Annotated in this window: 17 protein-coding genes and 1 pseudogene; 7 read left to right on the top strand and 11 right to left on the bottom strand. The window is 62.2% G+C overall.

Going from position 1 to position 17547, the window contains the following annotated elements; genetic code table 11:
* The first annotated feature begins 71 nt into the window (after positions 1-71).
* Positions 72-314 carry a DUF7511 domain-containing protein gene (locus tag RJT37_RS13890; RefSeq protein WP_313685363.1) on the top strand — a complete coding sequence of 81 codons (243 nt, stop codon included), beginning with the start codon at positions 72-74 and terminating at the stop codon, positions 312-314.
* Between the two features lie 61 nt (positions 315-375).
* Positions 376-1647, top strand: a complete 1272-nt coding sequence (locus RJT37_RS13885) for an NAD-binding protein (RefSeq protein ID WP_313685361.1) — start codon at positions 376-378, stop codon at positions 1645-1647.
* Between the two features lie 28 nt (positions 1648-1675).
* Here RJT37_RS13885 and RJT37_RS13880 read toward each other — a convergent pair whose 3' ends face one another.
* The 5 genes from RJT37_RS13880 to RJT37_RS13860 all read right to left on the bottom strand — a co-directional run bounded on the left by RJT37_RS13880 (position 1676) and on the right by RJT37_RS13860 (position 6259).
* Entirely contained in the window at positions 1676-3112 is a 1437-nt protein-coding gene (locus RJT37_RS13880) for a universal stress protein (RefSeq protein ID WP_313685360.1), read from the bottom strand.
* Position 3113: 1 nt separating this feature from the next.
* The gene (locus RJT37_RS13875; RefSeq protein ID WP_313685359.1) at positions 3114-3842 is read right to left on the bottom strand and encodes a guanosine phosphorylase; all 729 of its coding nucleotides are present in this window, start codon (positions 3840-3842) and stop codon (positions 3114-3116) included.
* Positions 3843-3903: 61 nt separating this feature from the next.
* Positions 3904-4473, bottom strand: coding sequence for a hypothetical protein (locus RJT37_RS13870; protein ID WP_313685358.1), 570 nt, complete (start codon positions 4471-4473; stop codon positions 3904-3906).
* The gene (locus RJT37_RS13865) at positions 4470-5330 is read right to left on the bottom strand and encodes an ATP-dependent ribose-1-phosphate kinase (protein WP_313685356.1); all 861 of its coding nucleotides are present in this window, start codon (positions 5328-5330) and stop codon (positions 4470-4472) included. The genes RJT37_RS13870 and RJT37_RS13865 overlap by 4 nt, the downstream gene beginning before the upstream one ends.
* A gap of 110 nt (positions 5331-5440) precedes the next feature.
* Complete coding sequence (locus RJT37_RS13860; protein WP_313685354.1) at positions 5441-6259, bottom strand: DUF63 family protein; 819 nt, start codon at positions 6257-6259, stop codon at positions 5441-5443.
* A 175-nt stretch (positions 6260-6434) separates the two neighbouring features.
* On the opposite strand from RJT37_RS13860, the gene deoC reads away from it, so the two are divergent.
* The gene (gene deoC / locus RJT37_RS13855) at positions 6435-7070 is read left to right on the top strand and encodes a deoxyribose-phosphate aldolase (protein WP_313685352.1); all 636 of its coding nucleotides are present in this window, start codon (positions 6435-6437) and stop codon (positions 7068-7070) included.
* On the opposite strand, the gene RJT37_RS13850 is transcribed toward deoC, so the two are convergent.
* Both RJT37_RS13850 and RJT37_RS20695 read right to left on the bottom strand, forming a co-directional pair.
* Positions 7071-7241 (bottom strand): DUF5786 family protein, encoded by a 171-nt coding sequence (locus RJT37_RS13850; protein WP_311171482.1) that lies wholly within the window; start codon positions 7239-7241, stop codon positions 7071-7073.
* A 133-nt stretch (positions 7242-7374) separates the two neighbouring features.
* Positions 7375-7602, bottom strand: a complete 228-nt coding sequence (locus RJT37_RS20695; RefSeq protein WP_425604917.1) for a universal stress protein — start codon at positions 7600-7602, stop codon at positions 7375-7377.
* A 251-nt stretch (positions 7603-7853) separates the two neighbouring features.
* Here RJT37_RS20695 and RJT37_RS13845 point away from each other — a divergent pair, with 251 nt between their 5' ends.
* Complete coding sequence (locus tag RJT37_RS13845; RefSeq protein ID WP_313685349.1) at positions 7854-10592, top strand: cation-translocating P-type ATPase; 2739 nt, start codon at positions 7854-7856, stop codon at positions 10590-10592.
* Positions 10593-10800: 208 nt separating this feature from the next.
* Here the strand turns inward: RJT37_RS13845 and RJT37_RS13840 are convergent.
* From RJT37_RS13840 to RJT37_RS13825, 4 genes and pseudogenes are all read right to left on the bottom strand, one after another.
* Positions 10801-11363: pseudogene (locus tag RJT37_RS13840) on the bottom strand (CBS domain-containing protein); the annotation flags it as partial.
* A 62-nt stretch (positions 11364-11425) separates the two neighbouring features.
* On the bottom strand, positions 11426-12295 hold the full coding sequence (locus RJT37_RS13835) for a universal stress protein (protein WP_313685348.1): 870 nt from the start codon (positions 12293-12295) through the stop codon (positions 11426-11428).
* Between the two features lie 63 nt (positions 12296-12358).
* The gene (locus RJT37_RS13830; RefSeq protein WP_313685346.1) at positions 12359-13237 is read right to left on the bottom strand and encodes a universal stress protein; all 879 of its coding nucleotides are present in this window, start codon (positions 13235-13237) and stop codon (positions 12359-12361) included.
* 26 nt (positions 13238-13263) lie between these two features.
* The gene (locus RJT37_RS13825; protein ID WP_313685344.1) at positions 13264-13551 is read right to left on the bottom strand and encodes an amphi-Trp domain-containing protein; all 288 of its coding nucleotides are present in this window, start codon (positions 13549-13551) and stop codon (positions 13264-13266) included.
* 1806 nt (positions 13552-15357) lie between these two features.
* On the opposite strand from RJT37_RS13825, the gene RJT37_RS13820 reads away from it, so the two are divergent.
* The 3 genes from RJT37_RS13820 (at position 15358) to RJT37_RS13810 (ending at position 17527) form a co-directional block, all read left to right on the top strand.
* Positions 15358-15783 carry a DUF5805 domain-containing protein gene (locus RJT37_RS13820; RefSeq protein ID WP_313685343.1) on the top strand — a complete coding sequence of 142 codons (426 nt, stop codon included), beginning with the start codon at positions 15358-15360 and terminating at the stop codon, positions 15781-15783.
* Positions 15780-16850, top strand: a complete 1071-nt coding sequence (locus RJT37_RS13815) for a tyrosine-type recombinase/integrase (RefSeq protein WP_313685342.1) — start codon at positions 15780-15782, stop codon at positions 16848-16850. Before RJT37_RS13820 ends, RJT37_RS13815 begins: the two co-directional genes overlap by 4 nt.
* 155 nt (positions 16851-17005) lie before the next feature.
* A complete protein-coding gene (locus RJT37_RS13810; RefSeq protein ID WP_313685340.1) occupies positions 17006-17527 on the top strand; it encodes a phosphopantetheine adenylyltransferase in 522 nt (173 codons plus the stop codon).
* The last annotated feature ends 20 nt before the right edge of the window (positions 17528-17547 follow it).

Raw genomic sequence — 17547 nt, 5'->3', positions numbered from 1 at the left:
CTCCTGTATAGCCGTCCGGACCACAATTAGCAGCGACTATGCCGCGGTCCCGAGAACCGCCGACTGTCACGATGAGCGGTTCAGAGTCTCCCACCAAAAGCGGTGACGACCCGATCAGTCAACGTGCGGCGAGAGACGTGAGGTCGCCGCGGCGGTCCGACCGCGAGCCAGCGTTACGCTTGGCGGTCGTCGACCAGGATGGTCGCCCCGACCGCGCGACGATTCACCCGCCCGGACTGACTGGGACCGCTCGGCTCGAAACCTGGCTGTCCGTCGACCTCTCCGTCGTGGTCGAACTTTCGGCGTGGCGGTGACTCGGACATCGCCCACGACGCGTACGAGTCTTTTTAAATCAGCAGGGTGGGAGAGTGAGATATGGCGCTCTCGCGGGACTGGCTCGGCGCGCGCGCGGCGGTCGTCCTGACGCTTCTGGTCGGCCTGCTGTCGGTCGTGACCGGGATCGCCAACATCGGTGTCGGCAGCGCCGCGGTCTTCCAGTTGCTCGGCCTGACCGTCCCTGGAGTGGTTCGTCAGGTGACTGCGTTCACGGGGACACTGACGGGATTCGTCCTGCTTTTGACCGCGTTCGGGCTCCGGCGGCGACTGCGCACGGCGTGGTACGCGACGCTGCTTCTGTGTCCGGTCACGGCCGTACAGGGGATCCTGCAGTCATCACAGTTTTCGTTCCCGCTGATCGGGCTGTCGATTCTGACGCTGGTCGTGGTCGGGCTGAACATCCGGGCGTTCGACCGGGATCTGTCCCTGACGACGAGCCAGATCGCGTCCCTATCGGCGCTGGCGGGGGCCCAGGCCTACGGGACCGCCGGCGCCTTCGCCCTGCGAGAAGAGTTCGACGGCGTCGAAACCCTGCTGGACGCGTTCTACTTCACTCTCGTGACCGGCAGCACCGTCGGCTACGGCGACATCACCCCCAACTCCCCGGTAGGCGAACTGTTCGCGCTGTCGGTCGTGCTCGTGACCGTCTCGTCGTTCGCCGTCGTTCTCGGGGTAGTCTTCACACCGCTTATCGAAGCGCGACTCTCGAAAGCACTCGGACGTATGACAGAAGAACAACTCGACGTACTGACAAACCACGTCCTCGTTCTCGGATACGGGGACCTGACGGAACCGATTCTCGAAGAACTCAGCGGCAAAGCCGACGTCCTGGTCGTCGTGCCCGACGAGGCCCGCGCCCGTCGACTCTCGGACCGTGGCTACACCGTCCTCACTGACGACCCCAGCGACGAGAACGCCCAGCAGCGTGGCAGAGTCGACGTCGCACGGGCCGTCGTGGCCGCGACGGAGAACGACGCGGAGGACGCACTCACGATTCTGACCGCGAGACAGCTCAACCCCGAGGTGACGATCGTGGCCGCCGCCACACAGCGGGAGAACGTGAACAAACTGAAGCGGGCCGGCGCCGACACAGTCATCAGTCCGGCGGCGCTCGGAGCGCACTTCCTCGCGGAGTCCGCGCTCGGCGGAGAGGGTGCCGAGACGCTCGAAACCCGACTGCTCGGGACCGCGGGCGATGATGATATGGAGGCGGCCGCCGAGGCCGTCGAAGAAACTGATGGCTCGAACACCGATCGTGTCGCTGATCACGGCGATACAGATACGGATCCAGACTCTACACTGGGAGAATGAGCCCGAAGCGTCGATCGGTCTCGGTCGCCTACGGCGCCCCGCGATCGAACACTGCGACGTCGCAGTCGAGGTCGCGGACACGGCGGAACGTCGGCGGCGAGACGAGCCGCGAGACGGGCGAGCGGTCGCCGCTGGACCCGAGCACGAGCAGGTCGTAGCTGTCGGCGTTGGCCGCGATGAAGTCGTCGACCGACGACCGCGCGACGCGGGTTTCGACGTTCGCATCGACCGTATCGACGAGGTGATCGAGGTGGGTCTCGGCCCGCCGACGCTCCACTTCGCTGTCGATGCAGGTCGTGACGCTCACCGTCCCCCGTCCCCGGATGAGTCTGGTCCCGAAATCGATCATCGCGTGGGCGATATCACCTGGCCTGGATACCAACACCAGCACCCGGTTCCAGCGGCGGCGCTCGGTGGCCGGTCGGAACGCCACCGAGTCGATACGGCTGTTGAAGATACTCCGGACGAATCCGGACAGTGCGCCGCTTTCTTCCTCGTACGGCGTCACGATCAGGTCGCAGTTGGCCGTCTCCGCCGCTTCGAGCGTCGCCCCGGCGGGGTCACCCGCGACGACGACCACCTCACAGGGGACGCCGACCTTGGTGCGGAGCATCGACGCGACGGCTTCCAGTCGCCGGACGCGGTCGTCGGTCGTCGCTGTGAGTGCAGGATCCGCCGCAGCCGACGCTCCCTCGCCGTCGGCAGTGGTATCACTCGTGGCGTCCGCCTCGACGACTTCACAGAGGACCACCTTCCCGGCGTCGTGTGCGGCCGCGAGCCACGCGCCGAAAAACGCCGTCTGTTCGCCCGCTTCGCCACGCATCGGGATGAGGACGTGGTCGTCGCCCCGGACCGTGTCGTACAGGAAACTCGCGCGCTTCTCGTAGAACGCCTCGCGCCAGATCACGAACGCGACCGCAACGACCGACGCGGCCAGGACGATGCTGACGACGTACGCCGCCGGCTCGATGTCGCCGGTCACGAGCGCCAGCAGGGCCGTCGAGAACGCCGAGGGCGCCTCGATGTCGGCCGCCCAGGTCACCAGCCCGGTGAGGAAGATTGCGAGCGCGGCACTTTCCGGGAGGACGCTTCCGCCGCCGATTCCGCCGTAGACCCAGCGGGTTGCCGTGTGTGCGGCAAGCCCGCAGAAACCGCCCGCGCTCAGACTCGCGACGAACCTGACCGGGTCGGCGTAGGGGCCTTCGGGATCCGAAACGAGCGTGTACGTCCCCGAGGCCAGCGGCGGGAACAGCAGGAACGACAGCGTCTGGACCTGATTCGAGAGGTAGGTGACGAAGCCGATGATCACCGGGACGAAAAGCACGATCGACAGGTGCAGCAGGTTGGTCGTGTTCTGTATCCAGCGACGGAACTCCGACAGTTCGCGCCGCTCGATCCGCCGGACGCGACTCCTGAGTGCTCTGAGGCGTTCGACCACGACTTCGAGGAGTCGCTGTCCGGCCATCCTACGCGAGTGCGACGACTGCGTCGAGCGTGAGCGCGATTGCCCGCTCGACGTTGTTCTTCGCCTTTTCGGGCAGTTCCGAGTCGGAGTCGGCGCCCTTCTGTGTCCCTTCGACCAGGTTGCCGTCGACCGTACAGATCGCACCGGCCGCCATCCCCTTGCGCCGCGCGAGCGCGAACACCGCGGCGGCCTCCATCTCGATCGCCAGCAGGTTCGCGGCCTCCCACGACTCGACGTAGGCGTCGGTTTCGTTGTAGAACGCGTCGTCGGAGACGATCGGGCCGACGTGGACGTCCTCGTCGTTATCCTCGGCGGCGTCGACCAGCGCCGAGAGGACGTCGTAGTCAGGGACGGCCGGGATCACGGCGTCTTCGTAGCGCTTCGAGGTGCCTTCCTCCTTGGCTGCGCCGGTCGCGACGACCATATCGCCGATCTCGATTCCTTCCTGTAGCGCGCCCGTCGTCCCAACGCGGATGACGGTTTCGACGCCCACGCGGGAGAGTTCCTCCACCGCGATCGCGGCTGACGGACAGCCGATACCGGTCGAACAGATCGTCAGCGGAACGCCCTCGTAGGTGGCGTTGACGATCTTGTACTCGCGGTTCTCTGCGACCGTCTCCGGGTTCTCACACTGGCCGGCGATGCGGTCGACGCGGCCGGGATCGCCCGGAATGAGCGCCACGTCGTTCACGTCGCCGGGTTCGATCAGCAGGTGGGGTTGTTTCGCCATACCGGGGTACTCGGTGGTTGCGGTGAAAAGCGACGCGGTCAGTCCGCCGGTACAGGACTGTTCACAGCGCTGTCGTCAGCGTCGGAACGATGACGCCGACGCCCACGCCGAAGACCACCGCGGCACGGAGCCACTGGCCGCGAACCGCGGTCGCCCGCTCCTCGTAGATTCGTCGGCTCGCACGCGGGAATACGAAGTGTGCGAAAAAACCGTAGATGAACGCGGCGACGGCGATCGTGGCAGCGAGGTGCGGCACCAGACCGACGCCGCCGACGGCCATCACACCCGGAATGAGTGACGATGCCGAGAGGTACACGACGCCGTAGAGTCCGCCCGCGAGGATTCCGACCACGTGGTGGACGACCATCGCAGCCGCGAATTTGACTTCCGACGGCGTCGTGCGTTTGAGCACGGCGGTCGCGACGTAGGCCGGTGTGAATCCGTCTTCACCCTGCGACATCGGAACGTCCATCGCGATCGCTGCGAGCAGTCCCGACACGCTACAGACGAGGAGAAACCGTCCGAGCAACCCGGGAGTCCCTGCCACGGCGTCGAATGAGACTGCTGCAACTGCCGCGATGTGGCTCGGTGCGGCCCTCGTGACGGCGAGTGTGAATGGCAGGTCGATCATTCGCCGATGAACGCGTCGACGTCGTCCCAGGTGAGCGAGGTTCGTGCGCCCGGGGCTTGCGAGACGAGCGCACCGCAGGCGTTCGCGACAGCGAGTGCCCGTTCACGGTCCGCGCCGTCGACGAGCGCGGCGATGAACCCCGCAGCGAAGGCATCGCCCGCACCGGTCGTATCGACGACGTCGATCGGGTAGCCCGGGTGGGCGACTCGTTCACCGTCTCTGATCTCCGCGCCCTCCGGCCCGCGTTTGAGAACGAGCGTCTGCTCAGTCAGGTCGAACGCATCGAGCGCGAGTGCGGCTTCGCGGTCGTTCAAGAACAGATACTCCACGGCGGAAATCGCCGGTCCGTAGCCACGATCACCGATCCGGCGGCCGGGGTCGAAACTGACCGTAAGCCCGTGCGCTTTGGCACGTTCCGCGAGTCGTGCTGCCGTCTCGGGGTCCTGACTCGTCAAATGGAGATGTTCGGCGTCCGCGAGGGAAGACTCCGGGAGATCCGACGCCTCGAACGTCTCGTTGGCACCGTCGCAGCCGAGCACCATCACCTCCCCCGAGGAGTCGACGACAATGTACTTCCGCGTCGTCGGCAGGTCCGGCGCCGTGACGACGTGGGATGCGTCGACACCCGCATCGGTCAGTTCCTCCCGGGCGCGCCGTCCCTCCTCGTCGTCGCCGACGCTCCCGAGGAGCGCCACGTCGAGGCCGAGATCAGCCAGTCCTGTCGCCACGTTCCCGGCGCTCCCGCCCCCACCGGCACGCCGGTCCGTGACCGGAACCTCGCCGTCGGGGTCCGGCAGGGAGTCGACGCGGAGCGTCACGTCCCAGTTCAGGTGCCCGGCGCAGATGACTCGTGGCATTTCTCGGAGTGACGGCGCCGGATCACAAAAGCGCTCGGTGTTCCTGGCAGTGCGGTGACATCCCGCCAGTCAGTCCGAGTACCCGTGTAGAACAACTCACTCGGAAATTGTCACGGAACCGTCGTGACGGTGAAGAGGAGGAGATTGTGAACGCCCGGGCCGAGTCCGACGGCCGCGACGACCCCGAGTAACACCTGCGCTTCGGTCGGCTCCTCGCTGACGAAGTCGGCGAAGAGCCACACCACGATCGAGACGACGGCGATCTTGACGAGGACGAAGAGCCATCCCGAGCCGATGAGCGGTTCCGTGGGTAGTCCGTGCGCGAATTCGATGATGATGCGCGATAGCGGCGTCCGCTCGTCGAATCCCAGGACGTCGATTCCGACCGCCGTCGACACGCCGTCGAGAACGTGCGCGAAGACGGCCAGTGCCCCGAGCGACCCCGTCTGGCGGATTTCCGGCACCAGCCGTGTCAGTGTCACCCAGACGGCGGCTGCGACGACCACGGCGAGCGCGAGTCCGGCAAGCGGGACAGCAGGTGCGAACGTCCCTCCCTCCGCACCAACGACGAGAACGCCACCCACGGCACCGAGAGCGAGCAGCCCGCCAACAGACGCGAGCGTCCGGGCTACCCCCCACTCTCCGACTGCGTCGATCACGACCCACGTCCCCACAGCGATGATACCGACGGTAAGATAGACTGCTGGCGTTCCCGCCAGCGGTCGAACCGGTTCCGGAAGGCCGCCGATCACGTAGAGGACGTGTAAGGCCGAACCGAGGACCATCCACGGCGCAAAGGCCAAGATTCGATCGGCGGTCACGGTAGGACGGCGTCGAGAGACCGCTCCGGCGACGAGGACCACCCCCACGACGAGAACCGCAAGATAGGGAAGCGGCGGGAGGGCAAACCCCTCCGGGAGTATTGCCATATCCGGACGTTCGGACCCGACGGCAAAACGCTACCGGAGCGGCACGCCTGATACTGGTTACTCTCACTGTTTCCCGCCGAGCGTCACCTCCGTCGACGGCGCTCGGCGGGAAGAGACGAGAGGAACCAGTATGAGACACCCGACTGCTTTTTTCGTCTGCCCACGAGGTACCGGTATGGACAGATCGGAACTCGCTGCCCGGATCGATCACACTGTTCTTGGCCCCGCCACAACGCCGGCCGACGTCGAGCGTGTCGTCTCGGAAGCGTCGGAGTACGGGATGAACGTCTGCATCCCTCCGTGTTACCTCGAGGAGGTCCCGACGATGGAGCTGACGGTCGCGACCGTGATCGGATTCCCACACGGGCAACACTCGACGGCAGCAAAGCACGGCGAGGCGGTCGACGCCTGGCAGCGCGGCGCCGACGAACTGGATATGGTTCTCAACGTGGGACTGCTGAAAGCGGGCAACCACGAGGAGGTCGTCGCGGATATCGCCGAAGTCGTCGCCGCAGTTCCCGTCCCCGTGAAGGTCATCCTGGAGACGCCGCTGCTGACTGACGACGAGAAACGACGCGGCTGTGAGGCGGCTGTCGACGCCGGCGCCGACTTCGTGAAAACGGCGACGGGCTTTGCGGACGGTGGAGCGACTGTCGACGACGTCGAACTGATGGCGGAGTACCTGCCGGTCAAAGCCAGCGGGGGAATCGGCTCCTACGAGGAGGCGCGGGCGATGATCGAAGCGGGAGCCGAGCGCATCGGGGCGTCGTCCGGTGTCGCTATCGTGAAGGGTGCTCCTGACGCGGAGTGACTACTCCTCGCGCATCTCGCCGAGCCGTTCGACGAGGTCGTCGGTCTCGACGTCGGATTCGACGCTGACGTCGCCGTCGTGGTCGTGCTCGTGGACGTTGACCGCCTCGGTTTCGTCGTCCGTAGTGGTCTGTTCCTGCTGTTCGGACTCGTCGTAGCTTCCGAAGCCCATACCAGGTAGTTCCGGTGGTCCTGTATGAATCATCCGAACTCGCGTGGGGACACCCTCTTGGAAGGTGAAACTACAACGGGTTTAGCGCGGGGAGGGTGTCAATATCCTCTCTGTCTAACAGCGCACAAATACCTCACCGAATCGTCGTTACTGATACTGGGAAGCGGAAGAATACGGTTTCGGCCACCCGACCGACTAATGATCTATCTTCCTCCGCTCGCCCGTGTACCCCCATTACGATATGATCGACAGCGTTCTCTCTGGCGTAGTCGGGAATCAGACGCTGTGGATCACCGAAAGCCGAGTCGGTGTCGATCCCTCGGTCGTACTCGGCAGCGGTCTCTTCTGCCGCCGAGAGCAGGTAGTCTGCCGCCTCTCGTTCTATTTTGTCCCGCCTCTCGTCTCTTCTCGCCGAGCGCCGTCGACGGGGGTGGCGCTCGGCGGGAAACAGTGAGAGTAACCATTATGAGGAATAGATGGTCTTCGGGATGGTTTTGAGTACCCCGACTGTGTTTTCACACCACCCGTGATATCTGAGAGAGTAACGCTTTACGGTTCCAAAGAGAGAACCGGATCACCTGTAGCATCCCTCGATTGAAGCCTCGAGATAATATGGCCAGCCCTAATGCAGACACGACCCCCCCGGAACCCTGGTATGCGAAACCGACTGACGAGATCTTCTCGGCGTTGAAGACCGATGAAACGGGGATTTCGTCCGACGAGGCAGGTCGCAGACTGTCGGAGTACGGACCAAACGAGATCCACGAGGCCGAACGGACATCGGTCCTCGATCTACTCCTCTCCCAGTTCCGTAACCCGCTCATCTATCTTCTCGTCGTGGCGGCACTTTTGTCACTCGGCACCGGATTCCTCCCAGGTGGTGAGCCGAGTTACACTGAGGCAGTGTTCATCGTACTCATCATCGTTGCCAACGGCGTGTTCGGATTCGTCCAGGATTACCAGGCCACCCGGTCTATCGAAGCTCTTCGTGAACTCGCAACGCCGGATGCGACCGTCCTCCGTGACGGAGAGAAACGGTCAATCGATGCAGAAAAGGTCGTCCCGGGGGATGTCATCTATCTCGAACAGGGAGACGCGATTCCGGCCGACGCCAGAGTACTCGCCACCGAGGAGTTACGGACGAACGAGTCCCCACTCACCGGAGAGAGCACGCCCGTCGAGAAGACAACCGGGACCGTAGACGAAGACACGCCACTGGCCGAGCGCCGCAACATCGTGTACAAGAACACGACCGTCGTGAAAGGCCGAGGCAGGGCGGTCGTCGTCGAGACGGGTATGGAGACGGAGGTCGGTGGAATCGCCACCCAGTTGGACGAGGCTGAGGACCGACAGACGCCGTTCCAAGCCGAAGTCGAACATCTTGGCAAGCAGATCGGGGTACTCGTCGTTTCCCTGATCGTCCTGGTCGTTGCTGTCCAGTATCTGTTCACGGCGACCGAGCCGACCGCGATTCTCCTCGTCGGCATCACACTCGCCGTTGCGGGCGTTCCGGAGGGGCTACCTGCAGTCGTGACGTTCACGCTGGCGCTGGGCGCACGGGAGATGGTCGACCGGAATGCGCTGGTCAGGCGGCTTCCGGTAGTCGAAAGCCTCGGCTCGGTCGACGTTATCGTCACAGACAAGACGGGTACGGTGACGGAAAACGAGATGACGGTGACGCGGCTCTACGCCTCGGGATCTGTCATCGACTTCTCCGGGTCGAGTCCGAGTTCAGCGACCGGTGACGGGAACAGCCAGCGGGTTGCTGCTAACGGCAATCAAAGATGTGATTCAGAAGTTTCGCCGCTGTTGCGATGTGGAAGACTTTGCAATAACGTGGCCCGGACGGACGACGGCGAGTATCGCGGTGAGCCGACCGAGATCGCACTCCGGCGAATAGCGGACGACGCGGAGATCGACCCGGCCGGAGAGCGGGTCCGAGAGATCCAGTTTTCCTCGGAGCGAAAGCGGATGACCGTCGTCGTCGAAGATGGGGGGCCAACGGCCTATATGAAGGGGGCACCGGGAACGGTCTTAGAACGGTGCGACTCTGTCCTCGAAGGCGGCGACGTGCAGGAACTCACCGACGAAAAGCGACAGGACATCCTCGACAAGACAGAGTCGTTCGCAGCTGACGCGCTCCGAGTGTTGGGGTTCGCGTCCAAGTCCCTCGACGACCCATCGGCCGACGCGGAGCAGATCGAGGACGGGATGGTATTTCTCGGCTTACAGGGGATGCTCGATCCCCCCCGAGAGGAGGTCGAGGACGCAATCGCGGACTGTCGGTCGGCCGGCATTCGAACAGTACTGGCGACCGGTGATAATCTCACGACGGCCCGGGCCGTCGGTGAGCAAATCGGACTCGATCCCGATGGTGCGCTCACAGGAGGTGACATCACCGAACAATCCGACGACGAACTGGGGAGAACTATCGAAGACGTGGACGTGTTCGCCCGGGTGGAACCAGATCACAAGGTCCGCGTTCTGAACGCGCTGCAGGGCAACGGACACAACGTCGTGATGACCGGTGACGGTGTCAACGACGCGCCGGCACTCACACAGGCCGACGTTGGGGTGGCGATGGGACAGCGGGGCACCGACGTCGCTCGGCAGGCGTCCGATATGATTCTGCAAGACGACAACTTCGCTACGATTCGTGACGCCATTCGAGAGGGACGAGGCATCTTTGAAAACGTCCGTAAGTTCGTCAACTACCTCGTCTCGACTAACACCGGCGAGGTACTGGTGGTGTTTCTCGGCGTGTTACTCGGAAGTTTGCTCTTCCCGTCACAGTTCTCGGCGACATCACAAGCGCTGATCTTGACGCCGATCCTGATTCTCTGGATCAACCTCGCCGCAGATACGCTCCCCGCGCTCGCGTTGGGTGCAGACCCACACGCGGATGGACTCATGGACCGGCCTCCGAGACCCACTGACGAAGGGGTGATCAACGCCCGCGTACTCGTGTCGATACTGACGATCGCGGTTCTCTTAGCAGTGACGGGATTGGGAATATTTTTCTACACTCTGGATCGCACCGGATCGATTCTCCGCGCTCAGACGCTCCTGTTTACGTTCATCGTCGTCGTTGAGCTAATCCGCATCCAGGTTATCCGTTCGCGGTACGACCAGACGCTTCGCTCGAATCGATGGCTGGTCGGTGCCATCGGCGTGTCACTTCTCATCCAACTCGCAGTCCTGTACACACCGCTCAACGACTTCTTCCAGGTCGTTCCCCCCACCCTCGTCGAGTGGGGATGGATCGCCGTTGGATTCGGCGTGTTCCTCCTGCTCAACGTGGTCGTATCCGCGCTGAATAGCCGAATTTTCGAATCTCGGATATCGGAGTAGTCACAACTACCGGAACGACCAGGGGCCGGGATCCGATTTCGGGTTCGCTTCCGATTTCTCTGTCTTCCGCCTATCCGAGTTCAAACTCGATACTCGCCTCTTTCGCCCGTCGATAAGTCTTTCTTGTTCTGCTTTCACCTCGAACGGTGGCTATGATGCAGGCCGATAGTGAGGTACCGAGTCGTCGCCTGACTGGAGGATGACCGCGTCAAGTTGATGTCTGCTGGTCAAGCGGGTCTTCGAGTCCGCCCATCACCGCTTCGAGAGTATCCGCCGCCGTGAGGAATCCCACTACTTCACTGTCTTCGAGGACGAGCGCGAGTTCCTGATCCTCGGCTTGGAACTGATCGGCTGCGTCGCTGACGTTCGTCTCCGCCGCGAGCGTCATCGGGGGGCCGCTATCTCGGTACAGGTGACGCTGCCGTCTACGAGATCCTCGTAGTAGTCGATGATCGACGGTGCGTACACGATGCCGGGGAAGTCGGTCAGCTCCTCACCGACTGGTGGAAATCGGGTGTGTGGCGTGTTTCGGATATTGTCGAAGTTCTCGTCGACCGAGAGCGTGGTCGAGAGCGCGACGATGTCGTCTGCCGGGACCATAATCTCGCTCACCGAGAGTTCGTCGACGTCGAGCGCTCCAAGGACTTCGTCGCGCCGCTCCTCTGGAAGTTCGCCCTCTTCGAGAAGCGAGTGCAGCCGATTGCGGAGCTGAGCTCGTGATTCGAGGACCTCCGCTTCGGTTTCGAGCCACGCCCCAGTCATCTCGGTGCCGGGGAATCTATGTGGACGTACAAGAACCCCTATAGATAGAGGGAAGCGGTCTCACAGAACCGCTACTCCCCGCGTCCAACCGTGATGACGGGTACTGGTGCAGAGCGGACGGTTTTCTCTGCGACGCTCCCGAGAAGGATTCGATCGCTCCCGCGTCTCCCTGTTGTCCCCATCACGACGGCGTGGATATCGTTCGATTCGATGGTCTCGAGTATCACCTCGATCGGGGACCCGTGTTCGACGTGCCGGATACTGTCCGAGACGCCGCGTGTCTCCGCCTCGGACACGACGTCGTCCACGGCATCGGTCGCTGCCTGTTCACCGTCCCGTCCCGAAGTCGTTGAGCGAACGTCCAGATCCAGGGAGGTGTCGTCGACGACAGACAGCACGTGAACAGTCGCATCGAGAGCCGATGCGAGGGAGAGACCATGCTCGGCAGCATAGGCCGCACCGGCACTCCCGTCGGTCGGGAGCAGGATGGTCTCGTAGGGAAACACCAGTTGTTCGTCGGGTTGCATCCGCGCTGTGAGCACCGGGACCGAAGACAGACGGACGACCTTCTCCGTGACGCTTCCGATGAGGTATCGTGATACCCCCTCCCGACCGTGGGTCGGCATCACGATCACGTCGTACTCGTACTGCTCGGCGTACTCGGCGATTGTCGGCGCTGGATGCCCCTGAACGACGTCGGAATCGTAGTCGACACCGAGTGTGTTCAGTGTCTTCTCTGCTTCCGCGACGATGTCCTCGCCCTCCTGAACAAGGGCGTCAACGACCTGGGTCTCGACGACGGTGACACTATCGCGTGTCGTATCTGCGACGAACAGAACGTGGATCGTTGCGTCGGCCCAATGTGCAATCTCGGCCGCGTGATGCAACGCCTCCGCAGCCCCATCGCTTCCATCGAACGGGAGCAGAATGTCCTCGTACATATGCACTGTGAGTACTTACGGGCATCCCTCTCAAGTGGTTTGTCACCCACCAGCAGGGGCGGCTCACTCACCCGTCGAGTCCGGATCCCGAACCCACATCACCGGAACTGGCGACGTTCGGACGATTTTCGCACTCACGCCACCCATCATATATCGGCTGAAATCGGTCGTGCCGTGCGTTCCGAGGATCGCGAAGTCGATCTCGTGTGTGTCGATGTAGTTCCGGATTTCTCTCGACGGGACACCGAATTCGATTTCACTCGCGATGCGGTCGACGGTCGCCGCCTCTGCGGCCTCGATGGCATCTGCGATGATCTCGTCTGCTCGGGTGGTGAGTTCCTCCTCTTTCGACAGAGAGCGAGCATCTGGACCGAGGCTTCCTGTCTCGACAACGTGGAGTAGGTGAAGCGTGGCACCAGTTGCGTTTGCGAGGGCGACCCCTTCGGATACCGCGAGTTCAGAACCACGGCTGCCGTCCGTCGGAACCAGAAGCTCCTGGCACGGATAGGCGAGTGGTTGGGTCCCGGGGTTGACAGCAATCACAGGGGCATCTGCGGTGTTGATTACGCGTTCTGTAACGCTTCCCAGGAGAAACCGCTGCAATCCACGCCGTCCGTGGGTCGGCATCACGATCAACTCGATGCCTGACTGCGTACCATACTCGACAATCGCCTCGGAGGGGTCACCGTGGAGTACCTCCGAGACCGCGGTGACGCCGCGTTCTGTCGCGCGCCGTGCTGCTTCGTTCACGATCTCTGTTCCTTCCTGCTCCAGAGCGTCGTCCACGTCGTCTTGCGTTCCGCTAAGGCTGGCGTGGCTGGTGTCTACGACATTGAGGACGTGGATCGTAGCCTCGTGCTCGGAGGCTATCTGGAGGGCGTATTCGAGGATCGATTCTGCTGGCTCGCTCCCATCTGTGGGAAAGAGGATCTGATCGTACATAGGACGGACTGAGGGAAGAATGGGCGTTACTGACCCTCGGCAGTGATATCCAACGCCCCTTCTTCTGCCGTTTGGACCTCACGCCACCAGACGAGCTCGAACTCGATACTCTGTTTTGCCTCGGTATCTCCTTCAGACCAGTCCGACTCGCCTTCCAGTTTGAATGTCACCGGGTTCGTCGGGTCCAACTGAACCTGCTGCCCACCGAGTTCGAGCGTCACAGCGCCATTGCCGTCGAGTTGCTCGGCTAGTTCGCGGAGGTACGATGCAATTTCGGACCGCGTTTTCTCGGCTTCTGTTTCGAGTTCTCCCATACGTACGGGTACGCCGGAAGTCCGGATAAACGAAAGGGGATATTCTCTATCCGGAAGAATTGCTCACCGGTGCCAGATCAGAGATACGCTGCATAAGCCAGGTTGATGCGGCGTTTCATAATGATTACTCTCACTGTTTCCCGCCGAGCGCCACCCGCGTCGACGGCGGTCGGCGGGAAGAGACGAGAGTAATCATTATCAGTTTTCTCACCGAGCAGCAGTCTCTACGCGTATGCACTGGGAGCCTCCGTCTCGACGTCTCGCACCCCCATTTCATATAGCGATATACCCTTTACGTGTTCGGAGACGACCTCGATTCTGTTGTATCTTGTCCAATGAGATCTGGTTCGGTTGATGCTCGTGGACACTGGCGGCCGCGACGCGGGGTAGTTGTCCGGCCTGAGGAACGTCTCGGCTTCCGGTCTTCAGGACTCCCTGTCGAATCAAATAAATCGGAGGGGAACCGAGATTGCTCCACTGAGCCCTTCGTACCGCGATTCCCGGGCGTAACCCCAGAGCTGAAGGCCAAGTGTCTAGCGAATAGAATCGACGAACCGGTATCTTCGTTCCTCGGGACGCAACTCGACCTGCTCCTCGGGAAGCGTCTGCTCGTGACCCGAAACGACAGTCTGGACGTCGCGGTACGTCGCATTCAGCACATCACGGGCTACCTTCGAAGGCAAAGTGTCGACGACTGTATCAGCACCTAATAGATATCGAGCCAGGGTCCAGAGGATCGCATCTACACCGGTGGCGACGAGCCGACTCCGTTCACGATGAGCTCGCGAGTAGCCAACGCCCAGATCGCCGTCACGACGTTTCTCAGGCCCTGGACTCCGATTCGATGGACGCACACGCCTTGATCGTCATAGTAATATCGGGGATTTCTCCGATACGAGTTCGAGAAGCTGGTACCGCTGGTGAGACGGAGCCGTCGGTTGTGGGCCGGCGTCGTCCGATGGCGGTCTGGTTACGAGCTCTCCCGTGCGGTCACGGACGATCTCTATCTATGGGGGGACTGCCCTTTGGAATGACTCTGCACGTTGATTCGTCTCAGCAGTAGTCCTCATCGACTACGATCAGGCATCACCGACGGTCAGGTATCTCTCGTCGATGTACGCGGACAGGCAAGTGTAGGTACAGAAGTAGGTCGTCGACCCGAACGCGGCCGCGCGATTGTGCGGACCGGATTAGGCCGCGACCGAAACGAGACGAGCCTCGCAGAAGACACGAATCCGCTTCGTCGGGTGTCGTAACCACTGCGTGTGAACTCGAATACCCAGTCCACGGATACGCACCGACGCGACACCGTAACGCTCTCAGAATAGATTCATCAGACTCGGGAACAAGGTTTCTTGTCTCCTTTCGGCGGTCACGACGCCAAGCGGTTCGCGATTTCGGTGACTCACCCGTTGTGAAGGCATCCACCAGTAGTTCGATAATTGAGGATGGATGGTGCTCAGTCAAGTGTCACCATATTTCGGTTCCTGAAATCCGATATCGCTCTGGACGGTCGTCTTCCCCCACTGAACCCCAGGGGTTGCGATCGGAAGAGAGGGCTCTCGATTTTCGGTACTCAGCACGAGGAGCCAGCACAGGAACTCTGAGATCTTCAGAGAGACCCAATCCGATCAGCGCAGGAAAGTATTTTTATTCGGGCCAGTGCTACCAATCACCAGAAGTATACAATCAGTTCTACAAATATATAATCTATACCGCTGACTATACACTCATAGATTCCAGTCTAAGTAAGGTTATCCTCGCATATGCAATAAAGTAAAGTGGCAGGCAGTCCAGCCGGTTTGTATGCCGGCGGATCAACTCGACGAGGAACGTGCGACGGTGATGACCTACGTTCCAGGCTATCAGAAGGAGCGGTGGAAAGAACACGCCGAGGAGTTGGGGATGAGCCAAAGCGAATTTATCCGGACGATGGTCCAGGCCGGCCGTCGCGACTTCGAGGTCCCCGAGTCCGGGAGTGCAAACGCTCCATCGGACGAACGAGTTACCGAGTCAGATCCTGCAGACGAGTCGAACGCGTTCGAGGAACGGGTCGTCGCAGCACTCTCGGCCTCCGAGTTCCGCTCGTGGGACGAGTTGCACGAGGAACTCTCCACGGACCTCGAAGCACGGCTCGAAGACGCCTTACAGCGATTACAGGCGTCCGACAGGGTCCGACACAGTGGCCGCCACGGCGGATATGCGCTCACGGACGCGGAGAGTGACCGATGAGCATCCAATCGCCCGACGGCGATGCCATCGACGATCCGATCGCGTACTTCCTCGAAGATATGACGTACCACGGGAAATCTGACCGGACCAGGGAGGCCTACGAGCGCGTCCTCCGCGAGTTCGAGGCGTTTCTGGCGGAGCCATCGCGGAACCCTCGGGACGAACCCGGAACGATCGCGGCAGCGACGCATCGCGACTGTATGGCCTGGATCCACTCGCTCAGGGGTTCAGCGGCCGCAGACAGCACGATTGCGACATACGCCTCCTATCTCCACCGGTTTTACGCGTATATGACGCAGGTTGGCGTCTTCGATTCGAACCCGATGACGCTCGTGAAAGAAGAGATGGACGAGCGGATCGACACTAACCCTTCACGGCGGGAGATTCCGCTCTCGGAGATGCGCGCGTTCGTTCGGAGTATCACACACCCGCTGGAATACGCCGTCGTCGTTACGCTGCTGAAGACCGGGATTCGGGTCGGAGAGCTCTGCAACCTCGACCTCCGGGACGTCGCTCTCGCCGACGACAGTCCACTCCTCGCTGTCGCGGATGCGGAGATCGACCAGCGACCGCAACTGAACGGCCGGGGGCCGTCGCTATACATCGATTCGGATCCGCAGGCTGGGGCAGTCTACGCGGGCGAGGAGCGGTCGGCCTCGAACAAGCGGAAGCGGTCGACAGTTATCCCGATCGACGACGAACTGGAGGTCGCCCTGCGTCGCTGGCTCTCGATCCGCCCGAACGTCCGTTCGTCCGCAGAACCGCTCTTCGTCAGCACGTCAGGCCGCTGGGGCAGTCGGCTGACACCCGATATGGTTCACCATCTCGTCGAAGGTCACGCCAGTGAGGCGGGTTGGCACCGATCGGGCGGCACCGCCGAAGAGAACGTCACACCTCACTATTTCCGGCACTTCTTCACCACGCACCTCCGTGATCGAACCGGAGACCGGGGCATCGTCAAGTACCTGCGGGGGGACGTCGGCGGCGACATCATCGATACCTACACGCACAACTGGGGAGATCGCGTTCGCGAGACCTACGAGGAACACATATACTCTCTCGCTTAACTCTCCGCGGGACCCGGGAGCGCTATTGTTCGCCTCCCAGCACATAAATCATATACCGCTATATAAAATTCGTTGCCGGCTTCAGGAATCCGTCACCTCCGAGAGGACAGATCGCGACCCGACCCGTTTAAGTTTCGGGCGGTCGTCGGCCGGGTATGCACGTCGCGCTGGGCGGGACGTTCGATCCAGTCCACGACGGCCACCGCGCGCTCTTCGAGCGCGCCTTCGAGTTGGGTGACGTCACCGTGGGGCTGACAAGCGACGAGCTCGCGCCGAAGACCCGCCACGTCGACCGCTACGTCCGGACGTTCGAGGACCGCAAGCGGGATCTCATAGCCGAACTGGAACCGCTCGCGGAGGCGTACGACCGGGAGTTCGAGGTGCGGAAACTCGAGGAACCCACCGGGATCGCGACCGAACCGAAGTTCGACGTTCTCGTCGTCTCTCCCGAGACGAAAGACGGTGGTGAACGGATCAACGAGATCCGCAAGGAGCGTGGACACGATCCCCTCGATATCGAAGTCGTCGATCACGTCACCGCGGATGACGGCGAGCGGATCTCCTCGACCCGAATCATCAGCGGCGAAATCGACAGACACGGAAACCTTACGCCGGAACGGGACGGGCGGGGACCCGATCGTCCCGAGGGCGGCGAGGCCGGCTGTCCCGAACAGTAGCCCGATTTAGTGGAGGGTTG

Source organism: Halobellus marinus, assembly GCF_032113415.1.
Taxonomy (GTDB): domain Archaea; phylum Halobacteriota; class Halobacteria; order Halobacteriales; family Haloferacaceae; genus Haloquadratum; species Haloquadratum marinus.
The sequence above is the reverse complement of the archived record's forward strand: the minus strand, read 5'-3'. Positions and strand labels throughout refer to the sequence as shown.